This is a genomic window from Aestuariispira insulae (genome assembly GCF_003385955.1).
Classification (GTDB): domain Bacteria; phylum Pseudomonadota; class Alphaproteobacteria; order UBA8366; family Aestuariispiraceae; genus Aestuariispira; species Aestuariispira insulae.
This window is the reverse complement of sequence record NZ_QRDW01000004.1, coordinates 352,976-378,019: the sequence shown is the minus strand read 5'-3', so window position 1 is coordinate 378,019 and position 25,044 is coordinate 352,976. Positions and strand designations below refer to the sequence as shown.

The following is a 25,044-nucleotide window of genomic DNA, read 5'->3' as shown; positions in this document are numbered from 1 at the left end:
GGTTTTTCTTTTTTTTGATCACAAGAGGCCATAGACTTGCGTTCAAGGGAAAAAGAAACGCTCGAAAGCATGAGGCTTTAAGGAAATAGAAATTCGGGAGCATTAGCCTGTTTCTTCGAGTTTGGGAGACTCACGGGAGAGTAAAATGAGTGTAAAGGGCAAGTTGATCGCCTCTTTTGCTGCGATCACATTGTTGGCTGTATTTGTGGGCGGGGTTGGCCTGTTCGCATTTAAGCAGATCGAAACGACTTTTACGGAAATTGTGGAGGTCCGGCTTCCAGAGATGAAGCTGGCGCAAAAACTATCCGGCTATAGTCAGGCTGTGATATCGACGGCGCCTTTGATGCTTTCAGCAACAAATATTGAAGAAAAAGATGCCATCTATGAATCGATGGATGAAATCATCGACCATCTCTTCGATACAACGGAAGAATTGCGGGCACAGGTTGGTGACACAGAGGAAATCGCTCAGATCGATGGCTTCGTCCAGCAATTGGCAAATTCGGTTGATGACATGGATGCTTCACTTGGTGAGTTGATCGATGCCAGAACCGCGCTGGACAGCCAGTTGGGCAGTTTGAAAAAAACCACAACCGATTATCAAAAAACGCTCTCAATCCTCGAGCGTTTTTCAGCTGGCGGCATTCAAAGTACGTCGGACCGCAGCAAGCAGCTGCAGGTTCAGGCGGAAAAAGATCCTGTAGTGTTGGAAGAAAAAGGCAAACAAGCTGCGGAAATTCTCTTTCAGATGACCAAGGCTGTTTCAGATCAAGCGCCGATCCAGAAACTGAAGGAACTGGGAGACAAATTTTCGTCTGTCATGTTGCAGGCCGCCACTGAAACGGACCCTGAACGTGTGCGAATCTCGACAGGGCGTGCCGAGATTGTCATTAAGGATATTCCCAATCATCTCGGCACTTTCAATGACCGGGTGAAAGAAACCTATACCAAACATGCGAAGACATTTCAGGACCTGTCCAAAGGTGATCAGTCTATCCCTGCCCTGCGGATTACGATCATTGAGGCCGAAGCGACATTAAAGGATCAGTTTTCAACAGCCCGCGATTTCGCGACCCGGCTTAATGACAATGTCTTCAGCGTGCTGACCGCCTCTGAGGAGGCGATTGATGTTTCCCAGCAGGGCGCGCGCACGAACATGGATCTGATGTCCAAGGTGATCCTGGCCGCCATGGCGGGCAGCGCGGTTGTCTCGGTGATTATTCTATGGGTGGTGGTCATGCGGAACCTTCTGCGGCGTCTGGCTCTGCTGCAGAACAGCATGACCGAGCTTTCCGAAGGCAATATGGAGGCGGCGATCCCGACCGGCGCCAGGGATGAGCTTGGTGCCATGGCTTCTACCGTCGAGGTCTTCCGGGATAACGCTTTGCAGGTAAAGCGTCTTGAAGAAGAGCAAAAGGAACAAGAGCGTATTGCACAGGAAGAAAAGCGCAAATCAATGCAAAAGTTGGCCAACGAGTTCCAGAGCAGCGTCGGTGGCGTGCTGGAGCAGGTCAACCAGGCGATTGTGAATATGCGTGAAGAAGCCAATGCCATGCTTTCGACCGCTGAACATACCAATAGTGAAGCCAACGCGGTGAACTCTGCCTCCTCTTCAGCCTCCGAGAATGTCCAGGCTGTGGCCACGGCGGCGGAACAGCTCTCCGCCTCGATTTCGGAGATTAGCGGTCAGGTTTCCCAGGCGGCGCGGACGGCTTCTGACGCCGTGACAGAGTCCGAGAAATCCAATGCCATGGTTCAGGAATTGGCCAAATCTGCGGAAAAGGTTGGTGAGGTTGTGCAACTGATCAGTGACATTGCTGAGCAAACCAACCTGTTGGCACTGAATGCCACGATTGAGGCGGCGCGTGCGGGTGATGCGGGCAAAGGCTTTGCCGTGGTGGCGAATGAAGTGAAAAGTCTGGCATCGCAAACAGCCAATGCGACCGAGGAAATCAGCCAGCAGATGACCGGCATCCAAAATGCCACTGGTCAGGCGGTTACCAGCATCAAAGGCATTGGCGCGGTGATTTCGAGGATCAATGAAATCAGCACCGGCATCAGTGCGGCTGTCGAAGAGCAAGGGGCCGCCACCAATGAAATTGCCGGCAGTGTACAGCAGGCCGCGATGGGGACCGATAATGTGACCGCTTCCATCGGCAATGTGACCGAGGCGGCGGGCAAGACCGGGAATTCGGCCCGTCATGTTCTCGAACTGGCCAACAAAGCGAATGAGCAGGTTTCCGCTCTTCGCTCCCAGGTGGATCAGTTCCTAAATAATATCCGGGCATCCTGATCCGGGGACGGAAAAACCGGGAAAAAGAAAAGCGGCGGTTCAGATGACTGAACCGCCGCTTTTTCTATGGATCAAATTGAACCAGCCAATTTCGGATACAGATTTAATCCTTGTCAGGTTGCGGGGCATTTTCCGGCAATAACCCCTGCGGCCTGGTCAATAGGATCGCCTGCAGCAAAATACCAATGAAAAGCACACGAAGGTAGGCACCTTGTGTGGCCATATCAGCAGGCAGGATGCTGGAGGTAATGAACTCGGTGCCGGACCATACACCCCAAATGATGAAAGCACCCAGAATAGCCCCTTTGTTGTTGCCGCTGCCGCCGGCAATCAACATCACCCAGATCAGGAAGGTCGCCAACAGAGGATCAAACGCTTCCGGGCTGATAAAGCCGGTGAAATGGGTATAGACCGCCCCACCCAGCCCCATGATGGCAGATCCCAGCACAAAGGATTGCAGGCGGAAGCTGAGGGAGTTTTTACCCATGGCCCTGGCCGCGATTTCATTTTCGCGGATGGCACGTTGAACCCGGCCCCAGGGAGACTTGTAGGCGCGTTCACACAGGAAATAGGCTATGCCGAGGACAACCATAACCATGATCATGTATAACAGCGCATGGCCGCCATCGAAGATATTGTTGAATTTGCCGGAAATGCCGGTGAAGCCATTCACGCCACCCGTCATCCATTCTTCATTCTTGAGCACGAGGCGGATGATTTCGGCAATGCCGATGGAGGCGATTGCCAGATAATCGGATCTAAGGTTGAGTGTGATCAGCCCGACGAAGAACGCCATAATGCCGGAAACAATCATAGCGGCGGCAAAGCCAATGATCATTGGCGCACCGATGCCGCCCCAATGGGGAAGATCACCGACCGAGGTCACAATGGCAGAGCTGTAGGCACCGACCGCGAAAAAGGCTGCAATCCCCACATTCAACATACCTGTGAAGCCCCATTGCACATTGAGCCCCAGTGAAAGAATGCCGTAGATCCCGGCCATTGTCAGGAAGAGGATCCCGAAATTAATAAGACCTTCCATGGTTAAGAACTCCTTCCGGCAAAAATCCCTGTCGGGCGAACGATCAGGATGACAACCATAATGGCGAATGCCACGGCAGGCTTATAAGAAGGGTCGATGAATTGGGTCGACAATTCCTGGCTGATACCGATCACTAAGCCGCCGGCAATGGCACCGTAAGGGTTGCCGATACCGCCCAGGATAGCGGCGGCAAAGACCGGCAAAAGGATATTCCAGCCCATTTCCGGGAAGACACGCGTGTCGAGGCCCAGGAAGATTCCGGCTGCGGCTGCCAGGGCGCCGCCCATCAGCCAGGTGCACAGGATAACCTTCTCGGTATTGATTCCGGTCAGGCGTGCAAGTTCCGCATTGTCGGCAACAGCGCGCATGGCTTTACCCATCTTGGTTTTACGCAGGAACAGATGCAGCGCGATGATCAGCAGCACGGTGCCCACCAGGATGATGATCTGATCCGGCTTGATGCGCAGGCCGCCACCAAACTTAATGGCTAGCTGGATTCCTTTTTCATAAACCTGTGTGCTGGGTCCCCAGATCAACTGGATCAGGGAACGCAGGATCAAGGCCATGCCGAAACTGGAAATCAGCAGGATGACCGGATCGCTGTTGCGGAAATTCCGGTAGATCAATTTGTCGATGATTGCTGTCAGAGCGGCGGTGACTGCCAGTGAGACAATAATCGCCAGCCAAAGCGGCAGTTTCATGACCGTGAAAACCACAAAGACCACATAGGCCCCGATGGTCATCAGGTCTCCGTGACTGAAATTGGCAAACCGGAGGATGCCGAATGTCAGAGACACCCCGACGGCGCCGAGCGCAAGAATGCTGCCCAGGATGGTGCCGTAGAGGACGAGTTGTAATATTTCCATGGATCTCCCCTACCCTTAACCGCCAAGGAACATTTCGGCGACCTCACGGTTCGCCAAAAGGTTTGCCCCGGTATCTTCATAACGGTTTTTGCCGCTGGCCAGGACATAGCCCCGGTCCGCCAGGCCAAGTGCCTGTTTGGCGTTCTGCTCCACCATGAGGATCCCGATCCCAAGCTCGTTGATCTGTTTCACGATCGAGAAAATCTGATCCATGTATTTTGGACTCAGACCCGCCGTCGGCTCATCCAGCAGCAGAAGCTTCGGGTCCAGCATCAATGCCTTGCCCATGGCCACCATCTGGCGCTGTCCGCCGGAAAGCGTGCCGGCCGGTAATTTGCGCTTCTCCTTCAAGGGCGGGAAAAACTCATAAATCCGATCCAGGGAATCGGAGATATCATCCTTGCGGACGAAGGCACCCATTTCTAGGTTTTCGTGCACGGTCAATGTGGGGAAGACGTTGTTGGTTTGTGGCACATAACAGATACCGCGGCGCACAATGGCGTCGGAAGTATCATGGGTAATGTCGTGGCCGTCATAGGTAATGGTGCCGCCCCGGATCTTCAAAAGACCAAAAACGGACTTCATCGCTGTCGACTTTCCAGCCCCGTTCGGACCAACAATAACAACGACTTCGCCGTCATGCACCTTCATATTGAGGTCGAAAAGAATGTCTGCTTCGCCATAACCGCCAGTGACATTCTCTATTGTCAGCAACACGTCACTCATCAGGCTTTGCCCTCCGTCTCCTGATGGGCCGAAGAGCCAAGATAGGCTTCCAGCACTTCTTCATTGGAACGGACGCTCTCAAAATCGCCCTGACAGAGAACCGCGCCCTGGGCCATGCAGACAACCGGATCGCAAAGATGTGCGATCAGGTCCATGTCATGTTCGATCAGGGCGAAGGTATAACCGCGTTCATCGCGAAGCTGTTTTATCATCTCCGCAAGCTTGGCCAGAAGCGTCCTGTTCACGCCGGCTCCCGGTTCATCCAACAGGACGACTTTGGCTTCTGTCATCATGGTGCGGCCCAGCTCCAACAGCTTTTTCTGGCCTCCGGAGAGGTTGCCGGCCAGTTCATCCCGGATGTGGGTCAATTGCAGAAATTCAAGAACTTCTTCGCCCTTTTTGCGAACCTCCCGTTCCTGATTGCGCACGCCCGCCCAGCTGAACCAGGTCCGGAACAGGTTTTCCCCATTCTGGCCCGGCGGCACCATCATTAGATTCTCAAGCGCAGTCATGCGTTCAAATTCATGGGGAATCTGGAATGTCCTGACGATCCCCTTGTGAAACAGCTGATCTGCCCGAAGCCCCGTTACATCCTGGCCCTGATAGATAATTTTGCCGGATGTCGGGGCGAATGCTCCCGCGATCATGTTGAACAGTGTGGTCTTGCCGGCACCGTTCGGACCGATCAGGCCCGTTATCGTTCCTTGTTCAATATCAAAGCTGCATCCATTCACAGCTTTGACACCCCCGAAGGATTTCGACAGGGATTGGATTGAAATCAAAGCCCTCGCCCTCGCTTCAGTTGCTAGTTTTTATTATTCCCAAGCGTCGCTTATAGCTGGTCCTCCCTGTGTTTGCCAGCAGTTGTGTCTTATGCGACGCCAAGACAGTCTGGGCGAGCCGGAAAAATATTTCAAGCTTAAAACATATTAGGAAATTTGCTGAGCTATCTTATGCGGAAACGGGAATAACATTCCTGTTTCCGGTGTGATCTTGTAATTCCTTTGCGCAGTGGTGGGTGAGCGGGTGCCTGCAGCCCTTTTGGAGATTAAGTGTTCGTCAACATTCTGGATGGATACTTGGAAATGACTGGGCCGATACCGCCGATTGCCACAGGAGTTAAGCGATCAAAAATTGGATCACGATCTTTGTGCTGTTCAGCTTCTTTCCCCTGCCATCCCTTGGTCAGGGAAAAATAACATTCTGTTATGAATCGATTGCTCAGCCGCCCTATTATTTTGGAGAGGGAGCGGAAGTACCAAGACGGAATCCGGGACTGTATATATCGCTGGTGAAAATCATCGCTGAAAGCGAAGGCATAGACATTTCTTTTCGTCGCATGCCGTGGATACAATGCCTGCGATGGTTTCGCAGAGGTGACATTGATGCCCTACTCTCTTCGCCCTATCTGAAACAGCGGGAACGATTTGGTGTCTATCCCGGCGGGTCCGGCGATCCGGATGAACGTTATCGAATCTCCCGAAAGTCCTACTACGAATATACGATTTTCCCCAACAGTTCCCGGATTGGAAAACACTACTACACCCGGCGTAACATTTTGATCTCCGTCATCCGCGGATATGGGATAGAGAATGCTTTGCGCAAAAAAGGAATAGATCGGTTTGTTTTTGTTGATGCACCGCGGGACGGCCTGCAACTGCTGGAAAGCCGACAAATAGGCTCATTTATCAATCTGGAGCTGCCGACCGACTCGCAAGTGGACATACTCAACTTGCGCAATCTCCGAAAGTCGAATCTGCCCGTTTGGACCCGAAACGATTACGTTGTGTTCAATCGTGTATTTTATAAGAAAAACAGGGAATTGGCCGACAGATTTTGGTCAGAGATCTTTCATCAGAAAAAATTCTTTGGTCTGGATTAACAATCTTGAACGGCATTCGGTTCCGGCCCGGACGACGAAACATATATGATGTGCTGACATAACGTTGTCAGCAGTCTTCAAATATGTAAGAACATCACGGCAACATTGCCTGGGGCGTCAACCCGAATGATCACAATGCTGTAGGGGTGGTGGTGATGGCGGGAAATCCCTATATAGTCTCGGCTGGCCGGAAGATGTCGGGTGCTTGACACTTTCCGCTCGCTGACGTCAATCAGGCAGGCAATCAATGGAACTGGACGGTCGGAATAATCGTAGGACCTGTTCAGAGAAGACAGGTAGAAGAGAATGAATCCGACGATCACAGTACGCGGTGCCAGAGAGCATAATCTTAAGAATGTGGATGTTGATATCCCCCGCGACCAATTGGTTGTGATCACAGGCCTTTCCGGTTCCGGTAAGTCCTCCCTCGCCTTTGATACCATTTATGCCGACGGCCAGCGCCGCTATGTCGAATCTCTCTCTGCCTATGCGCGTCAATTCCTGGAAATGATGCAGAAACCGGACGTGGACCAGATTGAAGGCCTCAGTCCGGCGATTTCGATAGAGCAGAAAACCACCTCAAAAAACCCGCGTTCCACAGTCGGCACCGTCACGGAGATATACGACTATATGCGGCTCTTGTGGGCGCGTATCGGTGTTCCCTATTCCCCAGCGACCGGGTTGCCCATCGAAAGTCAGACGGTAAGCCAGATGGTTGATCGGATCATGGCCATGGGCGACGGCACGAAACTCTATTTGCTGGCGCCGATAGTGCGTGGTCGAAAGGGGGAATATCGCAAAGAATTCAGTGAGTTACAGAAAAAAGGTTTCCAGCGAGTTAAAGTTGATGGTCAGTTCCACCTGATTGAAGAAGTCCCTGCCCTTGATAAAAAGCTCAAGCATAATATCGATGTGGTTGTAGATCGGGTCGTGGTCCGTGAGGGGCTTGAAACCAGGCTCGCGGATAGTATCGAAACAGCGCTGGAGCTATCGGATGGTCTGCTCTTTGCCGAGGATGCAACATCCGGTGAACAATCTGTTTTCTCGGCCAGTTTTGCCTGTCCGGTGAGCGGCTTCACCATTGAGGAGATCGAACCCCGGCTGTTCTCCTTCAACAACCCTTTCGGTGCCTGTCCGGCCTGTGATGGCCTTGGAACAGAGATGTATTTTGATGAGGAACTGGTCGTGCCGGACCGGTCCAAATCCTTGCAACAGGGGGCGATCGCGCCCTGGGCAAACTCCTCCTCCCCCTATTATAAACAGACCCTGAAGGCGATCGCGGAGCATTATGGGAACTCCATTCAGACCCCGTTCGAAGATCTGCCTGAGAAAGTTCAAAAGGCTGTTCTTTATGGTTCGGGCAAGGATGAAATCACCTTTGCCTATGACGATGGTTTGCGTTCCTACAAAACCACCAAGGCTTTTGAAGGAATAGTCCCGAATATGGAGCGGCGGTTCCGGGAAACCGACAGCAATTGGGCGCGTGAGGAACTTGGCAAATATCAGGCGGTCCATCCCTGCGGCCGTTGTGATGGGCATCGGCTTAAACCCGAGGCACTGGCGGTCAAGATCGACAGCTGTCATGTGGGCGAGATTGCGCAGATGTCGATCCGCCAGGCTGGCGACTGGTTCAACGCGCTTTCAGACAAACTTGGCCAGAAAGATCTGGAAATTGCCACCCGTGTTCTCAAGGAGATCAATGAACGGCTTGGTTTCCTGAATAATGTTGGTCTTGAATATCTCAGCCTTTCCCGCAATTCCGGTACCTTGTCCGGTGGGGAAAGCCAGCGGATCCGGCTGGCAAGCCAGATTGGCTCCGGCCTGACAGGTGTTCTTTATGTGCTGGATGAGCCTTCCATCGGACTGCATCAGCGGGATAACGACCGGCTTCTGGAAACGCTCAAGCATCTGCGGGATCTCGGCAACACCGTGATTGTGGTCGAGCATGATGAGGATGCCATCCGCACGGCGGATTACCTGATTGATATGGGCCCTGGGGCCGGCGTCCATGGTGGCGAGGTCGTCGCCTGCGGAACGCCGGACAAAGTCTTTTCAAACCCGAACAGCCTGACCGCGCAATATATAACGGGCATGAAGCAGATCGCTGTGCCGTCCAAACGCCGCAAGGGCCATGCGCGACAGAAACTGGTGCTGGAAGGCGCGCGGGAAAATAACTTGAAGAATGTGACGGCCAGAATCCCGTTGGGCACTTTCACTTGTGTGACCGGCGTTTCCGGTAGTGGAAAATCATCTCTGGTGATCGAAACCCTTTGGAAGGCCTTGAACCGTTCATTGATGAAAGCCCGTGAACATCCGGGCGACCATGACCGGATCACGGGTGTGCAGTTCCTGGATAAAGTGATTGATATCGACCAATCGCCGATCGGCCGGACGCCAAGATCCAACCCGGCCACTTATACCGGTGCCTTTACCCCGATCCGTGAATGGTTCTCCGGACTGCCCGAAGCCAAGGCACGCGGTTACACGCCGGGACGGTTCAGTTTCAACGTCAAAGGCGGTCGCTGTGAAGCCTGTCAGGGTGACGGGGTGATCAAGATCGAGATGCATTTCCTCCCCGATGTCTATGTGCAATGTGATCAATGCAAAGGCAAACGCTACAACCGGGAAACCCTGGATGTGCAATATCGCGAAAAATCCATTTCCGATGTCTTGGAAATGACGGTTGATGAGGCTGCGGAGTTTTTCAAGGCGGTGCCCTCGATCCGGGATAAGATGATCACCCTGCAGCGTGTGGGGCTTGGCTATATCAAGGTTGGTCAGCAGGCGACCACGCTTTCCGGCGGCGAGGCCCAGCGTGTTAAACTGGCCAAGGAATTGAGCCGAAAAGCAACGGGGCGCACCCTTTATATCCTTGATGAGCCAACCACTGGTTTGCATTTTGAAGATGTGCGCAAGCTGCTTGAGGTGCTGCAAGCCCTGGTGGATACCGGTAACACGGTTGTGGTGATCGAACATAATTTGGAAGTGATCAAGACGGCGGACTGGATTATCGATATCGGACCGGATGGCGGGGACAAAGGTGGTGAGATTGTTGCCATGGGCACACCGGAAACAGTCTGTGAAGAAGCGCGGAGCCATACCGGGCACTATCTGCTTCCCTATCTGGGACGGCAGGCGGCTGAATAGGTAACCGCATCCTTCCGGGTCGGGCTGGATTTGATTTCGATTGCACGCTGTCACTTTCGGTGGCAGCGTGCAGTTCTGTTTACATATTGGTGAAGATAATGCCCAAGGCGACTTTGTTTTTGATTTTCGCCATCCTGAGTGAGGTGGCGGGAACCACTGCCCTGAAATTCACGGATGGTTTCACCAAGCTGGTGCCGTCTGTTATTACCGTTGTCGGATATTGCCTGGCCTTTTATCTACTGTCGCTTAGCCTGAAAAGCATGAGCATTGGTTTTGCCTATGCGGTCTGGGCCGGAGTTGGGATCGTGCTGATCGCTTTGATCGGCGTGATTTTCCTCGGTGAAAAGGCGGATCTGAATGGTGCCATCGGCATCGGCTTGATTGTGGCCGGCGTGGTGATTTTGAACAATTTCTCGAAGATGGGCGGGCATTAAGCCGCTAAGGGCTGCTTTCATGCTAAGCTTTCCTTGACTTAAGGTCAGGGAGGCTTAAATCACCTCTTCCAGAAGCGCGACTGCGCAAAATAACTAAATCCAAGGCGGAAAATGACAATGAGCAAACAACCGGTTCATGTGATTGGCGGCGGCCTCGCCGGGTCTGAGGCAACATGGCAGCTGGCCAATGCCGATGTGCCTGTGATCCTGCATGAAATGCGGCCAGAGGTGAAAACCGATGCCCATTCGACCGAAGGGCTGGCTGAACTGGTTTGCTCCAATTCGTTCCGTTCAGATGATCATGAATATAATGCGGTCGGCCTTTGCCATCACGAGATGCGGCAGATGGGATCGATCATTATGAAATGCGGGGATGAAGCGGCAGTGCCGGCCGGTGCCGCGCTAGCCGTGGACCGTGATGAGTTTTCCGGGCTTGTTACCAAGGCTTTGGAAGCCCATCCGATGGTGACGATTGAACGGGGGGAAGTCCCGGACATTCCACCCGCCGATTGGGAATCGGTGATTGTGGCAACGGGCCCCCTCACCTCTGAATCGCTCAGCCGCGCCATTCACAAGCTCAGCGGTGAAGAAGAATTGTCTTTTTTTGATGCGATCGCCCCCATCGTCCATCGAGACAGCATCAATATGGACCAGGCCTGGTTCCAGTCGCGTTATGATAAGGGCGAAGGCTCCGATTATATCAACTGCCCGATGACCAAAGAGCAGTATGAGAATTTCATCACGGGCCTGTTGGAGGCGGAAAAAACCGAATTCAAGGAATGGGAAAAGGACACTCCCTATTTCGAAGGCTGCCTACCGATCGAGGTTATGGCCGAGCGTGGTCGTGAAACCTTGCGCTATGGCCCCCTGAAACCTGTCGGCCTGACCAATCCGCATCAGCCGGATGTCAAAGCCTATGCCATCGTCCAGCTGCGCCAGGATAACAAACTCGGCACATTGTGGAATATCGTCGGCTTCCAGACCAAGATGAAATATGGCGCACAGGTAGAATTGTTCCGGACCATTCCGGGATTGGAAAATGCTGAATTCGCCCGGCTTGGCGGTATTCACCGAAATACCTTCCTGAACAGCCCGCGCCTGCTGGATGACCAACTTCGCTTGAAAGCGGATCCGCGCCTGCGTTTTGCGGGACAGATCACCGGTGTTGAAGGCTATATCGAAAGCGCGACTATTGGTTTGCTGGCAGGACGTTTTGCCGCTGCTGAATATCACGGCCAAAGTTTTACCCCGCCACCGCAGACGACCGCATTGGGCGCGTTGCTGGGGCATCTGACTGGTGGGGCCGAGGCGGATACCTTCCAACCGATGAATGTCAATTTCGGTCTTTTCCCGCCGCCGCAGCCGCGTGAAGGCAAGCGAAAGATCAAAGGTCGCGATCGTAAACTCTCGATTACTGAACGGGCCAAGGTCGACATGGCCGAATGGATGAAAAAACTGGATCAGTAAATAAGCTGGTTGCCGAGATTGTAGCGCTCAAAGAAGCGTTGCAATTGGCCAGACTTTTTTAACTGCTGAAGCATTGCTTCCATCTCGGCCGTCGCTATGGGGGCGTCCGGATGAATGATTGTGCCCAAATGATAGAATTGATCAGGCTGTTCGGAAACGAGAAAGAGGTCGTGCAATTCCGGTTGCTGTCGCAGCTCATGCGCCAGGAATGAGATAGGCATCACGGCGACCTCCACACGATGCTTGCGCAAGAGGTCGAGATTCTTTTTCTGGCTGTTGCTCAGGATTATATTGAAATGAGCCTTCAGCCATTTCTGGTCGGCATTGAAATTGGCGAAACCGTAATGGAAGCCCAGGATCGCCGCAATTTTCCGTTCCCGAAGGGGCAGGAAATAGGATTGATCGCGGTCTGGCTTGGCCAAGGCGATGTAATATTCACCGCCACGCAGGATTGGGCGTGTGGATTGATAGGCAACACCTGAGCCTTCCCATCCCCATTCAGGCATTTCGAAAAAGAACATGTCGCCGCGTCGTTGTTCCAACGCACGATAACGACGTTTGGATGTTGTGAATTCAAGTTTGAATTGAAAATTTTCCTGATTTTCATTCAGAAATTCAAGAAAATCATGGGTAATGCCCTGGTTGTTTTTTTGATCTAAATAGGGGGGAAAATGATACCCCAGAACCTTGATCGGCAGGCTGTCGCCAAAGGCCGCTGGCGGCGGTATGAGGAAAAATGACAGCGCGAGGAAAGAAAAACAGATCATCAGTTTTTGGCGGATAGCCAGGGATTGTCCCATATTCATCCTTCCCTATTGATTGACCCTCAAAAGCGCCGCAGAAGATGTCTAACGATCAATTTAAGATTCCGCAGACTGGACGGCTGGGCAAGCAACGGCGAATAGGTATCATAACCGGCTTTTTCCAACTGGCCCAGATAGCTTTCCGCAAAGCTGGCAAGATGAAGCGCGGGTAAGGCCTTTGATTCGATTTTACTGCGTTCTTTGCGTACCTGACGAATCAGGCCTGTTGCCTCCTGGCAGATCTCACGCACAGCGGGTTTGAGCGTGTCGGGATTTCTCAACTCCAGAAGGTCCTGACGATCAACCCCGTATTTTTCCAGCAAATCCGTTGGTATCAGGATCTGTTTTTGACGAAGGGTAAAAGGCAAAGCGCGCATGGTTCCAACAAGCGCCCAGGCGGTGCCGATTTGACGTGCGGCCCTTTTGCTGACCTCTTCCGAACAGCCAAGCGCTTCGGCAAAAAGCTCATTTAAAATCCCCCCCGTATTGCGCGCGTAGAGGATAAGCGCGTCTATATCCGCCGGTTCGCTGTCGGAAAGATCTTTTTCGCGGGCGTCAATCAAACCTTCCAAAAGCGGTCGGGAGAGCTTGCAGGTGCTGATAGCTTCATGCATCGGCTGGACCACCTCATGGCGGCGGGGCTTGCCTTCATAACATTCCGCAATTGCCTCACGCCACCATTGCAGGCGAATTTGACCCAGCATGGTTTCCGAAACTGAATCCCTCGTCTTGGCGATTTCATGATTAAAAGCGATCAAGGCAAACAGATATTCCTGTGCTGACGCCGGGGCGGTTAAGGCAACAAGGAAACGATCCTTGTCCTTTTCCCGCGCGATTTGCGCGCAAGCTGTAAGCAAGTTCTTTTCAGGCATGGATACCACTCATTTTTTGAAAGTCACGGGGTGAGCCCCAATGCCTTGCGGGCCTGTGCTTCAAGTGTTTCAGAGTTCGATTGAAGAGAAGCCAACGGGTTCTCACGCATCTGGTTATGCATAGAGAGATAAATACCGAGCAAACCATCAAAAACCAGCTTCTCGCGGCTCTTCATCAATTGACGGGAATCTGCCTTCGCCTGCTCCATTTTTAACCGGTGATGGTCAGCGCGCTCTAGCAGGCTTCGGCAAGCTTTTTCCAGCATTGGCCCGTCTGATTGCTTTATATCGGAAAGCAGTTCGCGCGGGACGGTCAACAGACGGCCGCCGCCTGCCGCATCTTTGCATAAATCCCGGATGATATGCACAAGATAGCAGAAGATCGCCATTTCCCTGGCGAGGTCGAATAGATCTGATTCCAAATCGAGCTGATATTCCGATCCCTCGTTTTTGCACAAGAGAATATAGAGATAGACTGCGGTTGGAGCGACTGTTGCGCCTTCCGCATAGCCATAGAAATCATCCCAGGTTTCCAGTGGACTGTTTTGAATGTCGCTATGCATCGCCGCAGAGAGGGCCAACCAGGGCCTCTCCCCCAGGTCACTATTACCGACTGTCGCGGCCATGGCCCTGAAAACGGGTGCTATCGCATGGTGCGGGTCCAAATCCGATGCAGAACCAGTGATCGCTTGGCGGGCTTGTGCCTTCCAACTTTCGAGAACTGATAGGGCCTCGGCCTGCTTTGAAATCCGCTCATGCTCACAAAGCAATTGATATTCATCGTCAACATAATCGTCGATGAACCGCATAGAGGCATATGTTGCGGCAAATAAACTGCGCTTAGCCTTTGGAAGTGCGCGGCTGACCAGCCAAAGATTGGACCCGCCCCGTCTTGTTATTGAGGCGCAGAAATCAAGATCGCATTGGTCCGGCATCATTGCCTTGTTGTCCGTCAGGTCTGATTGGGAAGCGCGATAACTGCGGCCCCTGCCCGCCGTCCTTCAGACATGAGGATGTTGAAGGTCCGGCAGGCCGCGCCGGTTTCCATCGGTTCGATGGCAATGCCGTTTTCACGCATTGCCTGTTTGATTGCACTCGGAATGAGCTGCATCCGCTCACCACAGCCAATCAATAAAACCTCGATAGGTTCGTCCAGTTTGGTGAAGATGGACAGGCTCTCGACCGTCAGATCTTGGATATCCTTCACATCCCAGGTCTGCACGCTTTCGGGCAGTAAGGCCAGAGAGGTGTCGTCATAGTCCTGGTGGGAAACCTTGAACCGGCCGGGGCCGTAGGAATTGACAACGGTCTTGTTGCCCGGGATGGAAGGTGTGATATCCATGATTTAGGCTTGGGCCTCCGCACCGTTGGTTTCGCTATCTTCTTCCTCTCCGCGGTCCGGGTTCATATAAAGCAGAACCGGAACAGCGAGCGCGATAGAGGAATAGGTTCCGATCAAAACACCCCAGATCAGGGCGATTGAGAAACCACGAAGGACTTCACCACCAAATACACCCAGTGCCACCAATGCCAACATGGTCGTGACACTGGTTATCAAGGTACGGGAAAGCGTTTGGTTGACGGAAAGGTTGAACAGCTCTGCAAGCTCCATCTTCTTGTATTTCCGCATATTCTCCCGGACCCGGTCGAACACAACCACGGTATCGTTGATGGAATAACCGGCAATGGTTAGCAGAGCTGCGATGGTTGCCAAGTTGAAATCCAACTGCAGAAGGGAAAACAGACCGATTGTGGTGATCACATCATGGGTCAGCGCGATCACGGCGGCTACGCCGAATTGCCACTCAAACCGGAACCAGATGTAGATCAGGATTGCTCCGACGGCAGATACAACCGCCCAAAGGGCCGCTTCCTGAAGTTCCGCACCAACGGTCGGGCCGACCGATTCCGTTCTGCGGTATTCTTTGACTGTGTCACCAAGTGCGGCTTTCACTTTCTCAATTGCCGCTTGGACACTTTCCTCTCCGCCTGCCTGCTCTTGGATCCGGATCAGAACATTATCGGTTTCGCCAAATTCCTGGATAGAGACATCACCAAGGTCCAGGCCACCGACAGTAGAGCGGATGGCACTAATATCGGCAGGGCCTTCGGTTTGGATTTCGATCTGGATTCCGCCAAGGAAATCGATTCCGAGATTAAGCCCTTTGCCAAAAAACAATCCGAGCGAGCCCAGTACCAGAAGAACCGAAAACGCAAAGGCAATGACGCGTTTGCCAGTGAAATCGATCTTCGGCGTATCGGGAATGAGTTTCAGAAGTTTCATAATTCAAATTCCTTCCCGATTAAATCGGCAACGCCTTGGGGCGTTTGCGCATATACCAGGTGACCACAAAGAAACGGGTCACCATGATCGCGGTGAACATGGAGGTGACAATTCCCACGGAAAGCGTGACGGCAAAGCCTTTGATCGGGCCAGACCCGAAGGTAAACAGCAGGACTGCTGCGATCAGGGTTGTCAGGTTTGAATCGATAATGGTGGTCAAAGCCCGGCTGTAACCGGCTTCGATGGCATTGGCCGATGTGCGGCCATTGCGCATCTCCTCGCGGATACGTTCAAAGATCAGCACGTTGGCATCAACGGCCATGCCGATGGTGAGAACGATGCCGGCAATACCCGGCAAAGTGAGGGTCGCCTGCAAACCGGACAGGATCGCAATGATCAAGGCAACGTTGAAGATTAGGGCGCAATTGGCCAGCAGGCCAAACAAGCCATAAGACATAACCATATAGACCAGGACCAGGATCAAACCGATAATGCTGGCCCATTGACCGGCCTCTACGGAATCTTGACCCAAGCCCGGACCAACGGATCTTTCCTCAAGTACGGTCATATCCGCCGGCAATGCACCGGATCTCAGCAACAAAGAAAGATTCTGGGTTTCCTGAAGTGTAAAATTGCCGGTGATGATGCCACTGCCGCCGGGAATGGCGCTTCGGATCACGGGAGCGGTAATAACTCGGTTATCCAGGACAACAGCAAACGGCAGACCGACATTGTCCGCGGTGACTTTGGCAAATTTGGCGCCTCCTGCGGCATCGAACTGAAAGCTGACGGCAGGCCTGTTATTCTGGTCGAAACTGGCCTGGGCATTGGTCAGGTGATCACCTTCGACCCGGATCCGTTTTTCCACCAGATAGGATTGAACCGGCGACCCGTCTTCTCGGCGCTCATATGACTCCAATAATTCACTGCCCGGGGGCACGCGGCCATTCATGGCTTCGCTCAACGAATTCTTGGCATCGATCATGCGGAAATTCATCTGGGCTGTGGTGCCGATCCAGATTTTCACCTGCTCGGTATCTTCCGCACCAGGAACTTGAACCAAAATCCGGTCTTCACCCTGGCGCTGGATGACAGGCTCTTTGGTGCCTTCGGGATCGATCCTTTGGCGAATGACTTCAATTGAGGTCTCAATGGCCTCGTCAATGGCGGCTTTCCGATCCTGATCGGTAAGAACCATAGTAACCAGGCCCGTTTCACCGGTGGTGATTTGCAAACGGCGATCGATATCACTCAACAATGTGCGGGCTTCCGATGCCTGTTCCGGCTTTTTCATCGTCACGGAGATGCCTTCCCCGGAGATGCCAAGCCCCTGATAGGGCATGCGGGATTTCCGCAAAATCTGGCGCGCTTCGTCAACGGCGGATTCCAGTTGCTTCTGGATATAGCCTTCCACATCGACCTTGTAGAGAAGATGGGCGCCGCCTTGCAGGTCAAGGCCGAGATTGATCTGTTTGCCGGGAAGACCACTGGTCCCCTGCCCCAATGTTCCTTCGGGAAGGAAGTTTGGTGCGGCGTAAACCACACCGAGCAGGCAAACAGCACCTACAAACAGTTTTTTCCATAACGGGAAATTCAGCATCGACCTCTATCCTGCAGTGTTACAAGCATTTTTTACCAGTTATACCGGCCTTACTTGTCTTCTTTTTTCTTAGCACCAAACAGAGCGCCCAAGCCGGATTTCTTCTCTTCAGCCGGTTTCGCGGCATCATTGGCCGGCTCGGTTTTGCTCAGGACATCCATGATGGTCTGGGTGGCCACTTTCACTTTGACATTTTCCGCCAGCTCAACCTGAACTTCGGTATCAGAGATAACTTTGGTGACAGTGCCGTAAAAGCCGCCGCCAGTGATGATTTTGTCGCCGCGGCGCACGGCAGCGATCTTGGCCTGATGTTCCTTTTGTTTTTTCTGCTGCGGGCGGATCAGCAGGAAGTAAAAGATAGCGAAAATAGCGATCAGCGGCAGGAAAGAGGTGAGCAGATCGCCACCACCGGCAGCACCAGCCTGCTGGGCCATAGCTTCAGAAATTAACATGGGATACTCCTTGAATTGATGTGTTACCGGGAACACCGAAACGTATAAATAATGGCCGGTGGCTGTATTTCATCCCCCAAGGCCATTGTCGATACATCCCGGTGGCCAGACAATGTCGCCGGACTATAGCGTGCAAGCCGGATTATGCAACGCTTTGCGCGGCTCAGGCTTGCTGTTTTGACCGCCTGTGTTAGGGTCCGCAACCAAATTTTGGAAATCCGTCGGTTTGAAGAGGCCCTTTCATGGCAAAATCAGAACTCCTGCCCGTGCTCACCCGTATTGCAGATGCTCTGGAGAGGATCGCACCGAAGGCGATCCCGGCTGTTGATATCTGGGCGTCCAACGCGTTCATCTGGCATGCATCTCCGGAACATCTTGAACCGGTTCAAAAGGTGAATCGGGTGGAGATTGGTTTATTGAAAGGGATTGATTCGCAAAAAGAACTGTTGCTGGAAAATACCCAACGGTTCGCCAAGGGGCTGCCAGCCAACAATGCGCTGCTGTGGGGCGCGCGCGGCGGCGGGAAAAGCTCTCTTGTTAAAGCGGCGCACGCTTGTGTGAATGATGGTGCGGAAAAACCGCTTGGCCTTGTGGAGATCCATCGTGAAGACATCCCTACCCTGCCTAATCTATTGACGTTGCTGCGATCTTCAGATCGTCGATGGATTCTGTTTTGCGATGATCTCTCGTTTGACGGTCAGGATGACAGCTATAAATCTCTGAAAGCGGTTTTGGAGGGCGGTGTCGAGGGGCGGCCGGACAATGTGATTTTCTATGCCACCTCCAACCGGCGGCATCTGATGCCCCGCGATATGATTGAAAACGAGCGTTCAACGGCCATTCACGCATCCGAAGCAGTTGAAGAAAATGTTTCTCTGTCCGACCGGTTTGGTCTCTGGCTCGGTTTCCACAACTGTGATCAGGATACCTATTTCGATATGATCGCCGGCTATATCGCTGCCTTTGACCTGGAGATTCCGGAAACCCAATGGCGTGCAAAGGCTGTGGAATGGGCCGTGACCAGAGGGTCGCGTTCGGGACGTGTCGCCTGGCAGTTCATCCAGGATCTTGCCGGTGAGTTGGGACGTAAACTGGATTAGAGAACTGCCCGTTCATCCTTCCAGGTAAGGCCGCGGGTTCAGTATTTTCTTGCCGCGGCGGACCTGAAAATGGAGCTGCGGCCTGTCAACATTACCAGAGCTGCCGACTCGCGCGATCGTCTGGCCGCGCCGGACACGATCTCCCCGCTTTACCAGAATATCACCGGTATGGGCATAGGCGGTCATGTAGCCATCTGAATGTTTGATCAGGATCAAGTTGCCATAGGCATGCAACTCACTGCCGCTATAGGCCACAACGCCATTCTCCGATGCTTTGACCGGTGTGCCACGCGGAGCCGCTATATTGAGTCCATCATTCTGAAGCCCTTTGCCTTTGGGGCCAAAACTGGAAATCACTCGGCCTCGAACCGGCCAGAGGAATTTGGATGAGGTTCTCTTTGGCGGCTGCGAGATCGGGGTCGGTCGCTTTGCTACACGTCGGTAGGGCTGTGCCGGGCGGACCGCTGGCTTGGGATATCCCTTTTTGGTGAATGTTGTCTTCAAGGGCTGTTTTGGAGGCGCAGCCTTTTTGGACGAGGTATTGGTTTTGTTGGCTGCCTTGGGTTTTGCTGCGGGGGCTTTCGAGATGATTTTCTTAGATCGCGCTTCACCCAACTCCCCGGGCAAGGTCAGAACCTGGCCGACATTGATGGTGTAGGGTTTGATTAGGCCGTTCACGCGAACCAGTTCATTCATCGCGACGTCAAATTGGCGGGAGATGCCATAGACCGTGTCCCCGCGACGTACTTTGTAGGTCCTGGCCTTGGGGATTCGCAATTTCTGGCCGATTGCCAGTTTGTAGGGCGGATTCAATCCATTGGCGGCGATGACGGTCCGCAGCGGTGTGCCGTAGGCACGTGAAATGGAATAAAGGCTCTGTCCTTTTTGAACGATATGGGTGCCGGATGCAGAAACCCGCACAGGTGCCGGCGTATATTTGCCGCTTGATGACGACGTGGATTCCTGTTTGTTTTTCGGGTCATAGAGGACGACTTTCGCCTCTCTTCCCAATAGGCCGCAGGCCCCGAGCTGAAGAAGCAGCATGAGGAGGAAGAGTTTCGATATGTGGCGAAGATGGCGGTTCATGATTGAAATGTAGCGATGCCAAAATGTCGGAACAACGGCAATTTTCAACCGGCTTCCGGGCGACCTGGCAAAAGCGGTACAAAGCGGACCGGTCCAAGATCCTCAACATCAATGCCCGCTTCGGTTTTTCTCACTTTCAAAAGATCCTGGTGATCCCGATGTTCCCCCACGGGAACAACCATAATGCCGCCGACGGATAGCTGGTCAACCAGGACCGGGGGGATATCGGCCGCTGCTGCGGTCACAATGATTCGCGAAAAAGGTGCCTGTTCCGGCCAGCCCATGCCGCCATCACCGATCTTGGTGGTGATATTATGGCGGTTCAACTGGGCAAACAGCTTTTCCGCCCCTTTGGAAAGGCCCCGGTGCCGCTCAATGCTATAAACCCGGCGGCAAAGATGGGACAGGATCACGGTTTGGTAACCGGAACCCGTCCCGATCTCGAGCACCTTGGTGCGCTTATCAACATCCAGTGCCAGGGTCATCATGGCGACGATCAGGGGCTGGCTAATGGTCTGGCCAAGGTCAATGGGCAATGCGGAGTTTTCATAGGAATGATCCCGGAAGGCTTCCGGAACAAAAAGCTCTCTTGGAATGCTTTCCATCAAACGCAGGAAAGAATCATCCGTAATGCCATTTTGACGGAGTTCCAGGATCAGCCGCGCTTTATCTTCCTCAAGACCGGTCATGCCGCATGTTACCTTGTATTGGGCCCTGCGTTAGGACTGAGGCGCTTCGATACGCTCCAGTCCACCCATGTAAGGACGCAGTACATCCGGCACCGTGATGCTGCCGTCTTCATTCTGGTAGTTTTCCAGAACTGCCACCATCGTGCGTCCGACAGCCAGGCCGGATCCATTCAGCGTATGGACGAATCGCGTCCCTTTTTCGCCATTGGGACGGAAGCGCGCCTTCATGCGGCGTGCCTGGAATTCCCCGCAGTTGGAGCAGCTGGAAATCTCACGATAGGTGTCCTGGCCCGGTAGCCAAACCTCGATATCGTAGGTTTTGCGGGCGCCAAAGCCCATATCCCCGGTGCAAAGAACAATGACGCGATAGGCCAGGCCCAGGCGTTTCAACACCTCTTCCGCACAGGCAGTCATGCGTTCCAGCTCTTCTTCCGACTTGTCCGGATGGACAATGGAAACCATTTCCACCTTGGAGAACTGATGCTGACGGATCATGCCACGGGTATCTTTACCGGCAGAGCCCGCTTCCGACCGGAAACACTGTGTCCAGGCGGTATAGCGCTTGGGCAACTCGTCCTCTTTGAGGATTTCTTCCCGGGCCAGGTTGGTCAAGGTCACTTCCGCTGTGGGGATCAACCAGTAATCATCATCGGTATGGAACTGGTCTTCCTTGAATTTCGGCAGCTGGCCTGTGCCATAGAGCGCTTCACTGCGCACCAAAGCCGGTGTGATCGTCTCTGATAGGCCATGTTCGCCGGTATGCAGATCAAGCATGAAGTTGGCCAGGGCCCGTTCCAGGCGGGCCAGCGCCCCTTTCAATACCACGAAGCGGGCACCGGACAATCTGGCGGCTGCTTCAAAATCCATCAGCCCAAGATTTTCACCAAGATCGAAATGCTGTTTGGGCTCGAAAGAAAAACTTTTTGGATCGCCGACTTTCCGGATCTCGACATTATCCTCTTCATCGGCTCCGACCGGCACGCCCTCCAACGGCAGGTTGGGCAGGCTTTCCAATATGCCGGTTAGTTCAGCGGCGGTTTCTTTCTCTTTCTGCTCGGCTTCGGCAAGACCGGATTTCAGACCCTGGACTTCGGCCATCAAGGCTTCCGCGCGGGCGTCATCCTTATTGCGTTTTGCTTCACCGACTTCCTTTGACGCGCTGTTGCGGCGCGCCTGCATCTCCTGCATTTCGGTCTGCAGGGATCGGCGCTTTTCATCCAGTTCGATGATGGACTGGGCCTGTGGGGCAAGCCCCCGGGTTTTCATGGCCGCATCAAAAGCTTCTGGATTCTCGCGAACAAATTTCACGTCATGCATTTTTCTAACTCGGTTCCGGTTTGTTAGGATTAAACCTCAAATACTATCCGTGCGTTATAGGAAATGCTGACGGGCAGGTAAACCGTCCTGATGCCGTGGCCAAAATAAAAACGGGCCCGAATGGGCCCGTTTGAAAAGAGTGCTTATTCGACTATTTTTTGTCTTCGACGATTTCCTCGTCATCCACTTCCTCATCTTCCGGATCAAGGCCGAGCGCGATATCCCTCTCCCGCTGCTGTTTTTTGATGAGAACAGCGCAAATGATCGAAATCTCGTAGAGCAAGATGATCGGAATAGCGAGGCCGATCTGGCTCAGCGGATCCGGCGGTGTCAGCACAGCCGCTGCAACAAAGGCGATGAGAATGGCATAGCGGCGTTTCTTCCGAAGGCCCTCGGGCGTTACCATGCCGACCCGTGCCAGCAGTGAGAGAACCACAGGCAACTCGAAGCAAATGCCAAAGGCAAAGATCAACCGCATGATCAAAGTGAGATATTCGTTGGCCTTAGGCTCTAGCTGGACATCCAAAGTGCCGGCATTGCCGATCTGCTCGAAGCCTGCAAAGAATGACCAGGCAACCGGGATCACAACGTAATAAACGAAGGAAGCCCCCAGCAGGAACAGCGCCGGTGTTGCGATCAGGAACGGTAAGAAAGCCGATTTCTCATGTTTATAGAGACCCGGAGCCATAAACATATAGATCTGTCCGGCGATGATCGGGAATGAAAGCATGAAACCCGCAAAGAACGCGATCTTCACATCCACAAAGAATTTTTCATGGAGCGCAGTATAGATGATCCGCCGTCCTTCCTGGCCCGACCAGACCTGGTTCAGCGGCTGGACGAGGAAGTCAAAAATATGTCCCGCAAACGGAAACATCACAAAGAATGAAATCAAGAGAAACGCGACGGAGATCATCAGCCGCTTGCGCAGCTCGACGAGATGTTCCATCAACGGCGCTTTGCTATCATCAACCGTTGTCATGAAGTCTTAGCCTGTTTTTGATCGCCGTTCGGTTCGGGGGTGGTATTGGCGTCCGCGCCTTGCGCGGCCCCATCTCCAACCGGCGGGGTGATGCTGTTGGAGGGAGCCGGTTGGGCCTTTTCCTTCCAACTGTTCATATCACCTTCCAACTCCTTGACCGATTTGCTCATATCGCCGGTCGGATCAAGATAGTCTTCCATTTCTTTGCTGTAGTCACGGGAGCCGGCTTTCTCCAGCTCTTTTTTGATATCCTCCATGTCCGCTTCGCGCGCGATATCCTCGATACTATTCTGGAAATCGCCCGCAACCATGCGGATTTTTCGGATGATACCCGTGACGGTACGCAAAACGCGCGGCAATTCCTTGGGGCCGACCACTATGATGGTCAGCACCGCAATCACCAACAGCTCAGGCCAGCCAATGTCAAACATGGGGCAGCAGCCTTATTCCTATGCAAACACAATACGTAAGGTGAAAATCAGGAATTGGCAGCTTTGTCTTTGCTGTCAACGGAAGCATCAGCGGAGGATTCGGCTGCGATCTGCTTATTCTCATCAGCACTGTCGGCTGCTGCTTCGTCCTTGATATTCTTTTTGAAGGATTTCATGCCTTTGCCGATGTCACCCATCAGGCTGGAGATTTTGCCTTTTCCACCGAAAAGGATCAGGACAACAGCCAGAACGATCAACCAATGCCAAATACTGAAAGTACCCATACTTCTCTTCCTGTTCAGAATCTCAAAATGCGGCCAAACGGCCCGTTTCGAGGATCATTGCAGATGCTGCCCGGTCCCGCAATCCAAATTCGCGGAAAATGGCGTGACGCAAAGGTTACAGTTCCAAGACAGTTTATTCCTGTCGACAGTATCAGCGTGGAAACACAAAGGCCTGTGACTTGTCTAATTCGAGTGAGACAAAAGCCCCTTCAGGCGGAAGATACCGCCCGGCAACACGGGCATGGATATGCCATTCCTCGCCTGTAGTTTCACAGCTGCACATATGGATAAGGCTTGATCGGCCCAGCAATTTGGAAGCCAGTATCTTTGCCTGGCCTGGCCCTGGGCTGACACCGTTTGTTTCCTGAAGCCGGAAAGCTTCGGGGCGGATGATGACTTCAACGTCGCTTCCTTCCGCAAAGCCGTTGGCATCAAACTGCCCAACCGGAGTGTCGATCCGACCGTTTTGAACTGTCTTTTCTATGCGGTTCACTTCCCCGAAAAATTCGGCGACAAAGGCTGAGTTCGGTGCGTTATACAATTCCTCCGGTGTGCCGGTCTGCATAATCAAACCGTCTCTCATCACCACGATACGGTCAGCCATATACATGGCTTCTTCGGCATCATGGGTAACCATCAATGTGGCTGTGCCGGTTTTTTTGAGCACATGCAGCGTCCTGTCGCGCACCGCATCGCGCAGACGCGCGTCCAGGCCGGAAAACGGTTCATCCATCAGGATGAGGGTCGGGTCACTGGCCAGGGCGCGCGCCAAGGCAACCCGTTGTTGTTGACCACCAGAGAGCATATGGGGATAGGCCTCGGCATAGTCCTGCATGCCGACCTGTTCCAGGACAGAGGAAATTCGCTCTTCTCTTGCACCGTTACTCAGGTCACGGATACCAAAGGCGATATTTTCCCCTATCTTAAGATGGGGGAAAAGAGCGTAGTCTTGGAAAACAAGACCCACATTGCGATGTTCAGGGGCGATCATGGCCCCCTCGCCCGCCACTTTGTTCCCCTTGATCCAGACGGTCCCTCTTTCCGGTTCTTCCAAGCCGGCGGCAAGCCGTAATGCCGTTGTCTTGCCGCAACCCGACGGGCCGAGCAGACAGACGACTTCGCCAGGATTGATGGCCAAGGAGATTTTCTTGATGGCCGGTGTTGCGCCATAGAAATGTTCTACATCTCTGAATTCCAGCGCCGGCATTGGGGATTGCTGTGTCATGAAGCTCTTATATTGCGACTAAATTTCATCCGCAAGATACATCAGATGAAATTGAGATATCG

At 53.1% G+C, this 25,044-nt stretch carries 24 protein-coding genes; 6 read left to right on the top strand and 18 right to left on the bottom strand.

Annotated features, from left to right (window positions below; all coding sequences use genetic code 11):
- Positions 1-145 precede the first annotated feature (145 nt).
- Positions 146-2,293, top strand: coding sequence for a HAMP domain-containing methyl-accepting chemotaxis protein (locus DFP90_RS12615; protein ID WP_115936839.1), 2,148 nt, complete (start codon positions 146-148; stop codon positions 2,291-2,293).
- Between the two features lie 103 nt (positions 2,294-2,396).
- Here DFP90_RS12615 and DFP90_RS12610 read toward each other — a convergent pair whose 3' ends face one another.
- From DFP90_RS12610 to DFP90_RS12595, 4 genes are read right to left on the bottom strand one after another with little or no spacing between them, the layout of a single operon-like run.
- The gene (locus DFP90_RS12610) at positions 2,397-3,335 is read right to left on the bottom strand and encodes a branched-chain amino acid ABC transporter permease (protein WP_115936838.1); all 939 of its coding nucleotides are present in this window, start codon (positions 3,333-3,335) and stop codon (positions 2,397-2,399) included.
- Positions 3,336-3,337: 2 nt separating this feature from the next.
- Positions 3,338-4,201 carry a branched-chain amino acid ABC transporter permease gene (locus tag DFP90_RS12605; protein WP_115936837.1) on the bottom strand — a complete coding sequence of 288 codons (864 nt, stop codon included), beginning with the start codon at positions 4,199-4,201 and terminating at the stop codon, positions 3,338-3,340.
- Between the two features lie 15 nt (positions 4,202-4,216).
- Positions 4,217-4,927: an ABC transporter ATP-binding protein gene (locus DFP90_RS12600; RefSeq protein ID WP_115936836.1), complete on the bottom strand. Its 711-nt coding sequence runs from the start codon at positions 4,925-4,927 to the stop codon at positions 4,217-4,219.
- Positions 4,927-5,709 carry an ABC transporter ATP-binding protein gene (locus DFP90_RS12595; protein ID WP_115936835.1) on the bottom strand — a complete coding sequence of 261 codons (783 nt, stop codon included), beginning with the start codon at positions 5,707-5,709 and terminating at the stop codon, positions 4,927-4,929. Before DFP90_RS12595 ends, DFP90_RS12600 begins: the two co-directional genes overlap by 1 nt.
- Positions 5,710-6,077: 368 nt before the next feature.
- On the opposite strand from DFP90_RS12595, the gene DFP90_RS12590 reads away from it, so the two are divergent.
- The 4 genes from DFP90_RS12590 to trmFO all read left to right on the top strand — a co-directional run bounded on the left by DFP90_RS12590 (position 6,078) and on the right by trmFO (position 11,857).
- Positions 6,078-6,809: a type 2 periplasmic-binding domain-containing protein gene (locus DFP90_RS12590; protein ID WP_115936834.1), complete on the top strand. Its 732-nt coding sequence runs from the start codon at positions 6,078-6,080 to the stop codon at positions 6,807-6,809.
- 306 nt (positions 6,810-7,115) lie between these two features.
- Complete coding sequence (uvrA, locus tag DFP90_RS12585) at positions 7,116-9,956, top strand: excinuclease ABC subunit UvrA (RefSeq protein WP_115936833.1); 2,841 nt, start codon at positions 7,116-7,118, stop codon at positions 9,954-9,956.
- 98 nt (positions 9,957-10,054) lie between these two features.
- Positions 10,055-10,390: a DMT family transporter gene (locus DFP90_RS12580; protein WP_115936832.1), complete on the top strand. Its 336-nt coding sequence runs from the start codon at positions 10,055-10,057 to the stop codon at positions 10,388-10,390.
- Between the two features lie 111 nt (positions 10,391-10,501).
- Positions 10,502-11,857, top strand: coding sequence for a methylenetetrahydrofolate--tRNA-(uracil(54)-C(5))-methyltransferase (FADH(2)-oxidizing) TrmFO (gene trmFO, locus DFP90_RS12575; protein ID WP_218044660.1), 1,356 nt, complete (start codon positions 10,502-10,504; stop codon positions 11,855-11,857).
- On the opposite strand, the gene DFP90_RS12570 is transcribed toward trmFO, so the two are convergent.
- The 7 genes from DFP90_RS12570 to yajC are packed head-to-tail and all read right to left on the bottom strand — an operon-like array spanning position 11,851 to position 17,868.
- On the bottom strand, positions 11,851-12,657 hold the full coding sequence (locus DFP90_RS12570) for a substrate-binding periplasmic protein (RefSeq protein ID WP_181905333.1): 807 nt from the start codon (positions 12,655-12,657) through the stop codon (positions 11,851-11,853). The genes trmFO and DFP90_RS12570 overlap by 7 nt on opposite strands.
- Positions 12,658-12,683: 26 nt before the next feature.
- The gene (locus DFP90_RS12565; RefSeq protein WP_115936829.1) at positions 12,684-13,532 is read right to left on the bottom strand and encodes a phytoene/squalene synthase family protein; all 849 of its coding nucleotides are present in this window, start codon (positions 13,530-13,532) and stop codon (positions 12,684-12,686) included.
- Between the two features lie 23 nt (positions 13,533-13,555).
- Entirely contained in the window at positions 13,556-14,470 is a 915-nt protein-coding gene (locus DFP90_RS12560; RefSeq protein ID WP_115936828.1) for a phytoene/squalene synthase family protein, read from the bottom strand.
- Positions 14,471-14,484: 14 nt separating this feature from the next.
- The gene (locus DFP90_RS12555; protein ID WP_115936827.1) at positions 14,485-14,874 is read right to left on the bottom strand and encodes an Mth938-like domain-containing protein; all 390 of its coding nucleotides are present in this window, start codon (positions 14,872-14,874) and stop codon (positions 14,485-14,487) included.
- A 3-nt stretch (positions 14,875-14,877) separates the two neighbouring features.
- Positions 14,878-15,816: a protein translocase subunit SecF gene (secF, locus tag DFP90_RS12550; protein ID WP_115936826.1), complete on the bottom strand. Its 939-nt coding sequence runs from the start codon at positions 15,814-15,816 to the stop codon at positions 14,878-14,880.
- A 19-nt stretch (positions 15,817-15,835) separates the two neighbouring features.
- Positions 15,836-17,416, bottom strand: coding sequence for a protein translocase subunit SecD (secD, locus tag DFP90_RS12545; protein WP_115936825.1), 1,581 nt, complete (start codon positions 17,414-17,416; stop codon positions 15,836-15,838).
- A 50-nt stretch (positions 17,417-17,466) separates the two neighbouring features.
- Positions 17,467-17,868 carry a preprotein translocase subunit YajC gene (gene yajC, locus DFP90_RS12540; protein WP_115936824.1) on the bottom strand — a complete coding sequence of 134 codons (402 nt, stop codon included), beginning with the start codon at positions 17,866-17,868 and terminating at the stop codon, positions 17,467-17,469.
- A 242-nt stretch (positions 17,869-18,110) separates the two neighbouring features.
- Here yajC and DFP90_RS12535 point away from each other — a divergent pair, with 242 nt between their 5' ends.
- Positions 18,111-18,968, top strand: a complete 858-nt coding sequence (locus tag DFP90_RS12535; protein ID WP_115936823.1) for an ATP-binding protein — start codon at positions 18,111-18,113, stop codon at positions 18,966-18,968.
- A 12-nt stretch (positions 18,969-18,980) separates the two neighbouring features.
- On the opposite strand, the gene DFP90_RS12530 is transcribed toward DFP90_RS12535, so the two are convergent.
- The 7 genes from DFP90_RS12530 to DFP90_RS12500 all read right to left on the bottom strand — a co-directional run bounded on the left by DFP90_RS12530 (position 18,981) and on the right by DFP90_RS12500 (position 24,982).
- Positions 18,981-20,012: a LysM peptidoglycan-binding domain-containing M23 family metallopeptidase gene (locus DFP90_RS12530; protein ID WP_181905332.1), complete on the bottom strand. Its 1,032-nt coding sequence runs from the start codon at positions 20,010-20,012 to the stop codon at positions 18,981-18,983.
- An 86-nt stretch (positions 20,013-20,098) separates the two neighbouring features.
- Entirely contained in the window at positions 20,099-20,743 is a 645-nt protein-coding gene (locus tag DFP90_RS12525; RefSeq protein WP_115936821.1) for a protein-L-isoaspartate(D-aspartate) O-methyltransferase, read from the bottom strand.
- Between the two features lie 30 nt (positions 20,744-20,773).
- Positions 20,774-22,060: a serine--tRNA ligase gene (serS, locus tag DFP90_RS12520; RefSeq protein ID WP_115936820.1), complete on the bottom strand. Its 1,287-nt coding sequence runs from the start codon at positions 22,058-22,060 to the stop codon at positions 20,774-20,776.
- A 151-nt stretch (positions 22,061-22,211) separates the two neighbouring features.
- A complete protein-coding gene (gene tatC / locus DFP90_RS12515; RefSeq protein ID WP_115936819.1) occupies positions 22,212-23,042 on the bottom strand; it encodes a twin-arginine translocase subunit TatC in 831 nt (276 codons plus the stop codon).
- On the bottom strand, positions 23,039-23,473 hold the full coding sequence (tatB, locus tag DFP90_RS12510; RefSeq protein ID WP_115936818.1) for a Sec-independent protein translocase protein TatB: 435 nt from the start codon (positions 23,471-23,473) through the stop codon (positions 23,039-23,041). The genes tatC and tatB overlap by 4 nt, the downstream gene beginning before the upstream one ends.
- A gap of 47 nt (positions 23,474-23,520) precedes the next feature.
- On the bottom strand, positions 23,521-23,757 hold the full coding sequence (locus DFP90_RS12505) for a twin-arginine translocase TatA/TatE family subunit (RefSeq protein WP_115936817.1): 237 nt from the start codon (positions 23,755-23,757) through the stop codon (positions 23,521-23,523).
- A 151-nt stretch (positions 23,758-23,908) separates the two neighbouring features.
- Positions 23,909-24,982 (bottom strand): ABC transporter ATP-binding protein, encoded by a 1,074-nt coding sequence (locus tag DFP90_RS12500; RefSeq protein WP_115936816.1) that lies wholly within the window; start codon positions 24,980-24,982, stop codon positions 23,909-23,911.
- Positions 24,983-25,044 lie beyond the last annotated feature (62 nt).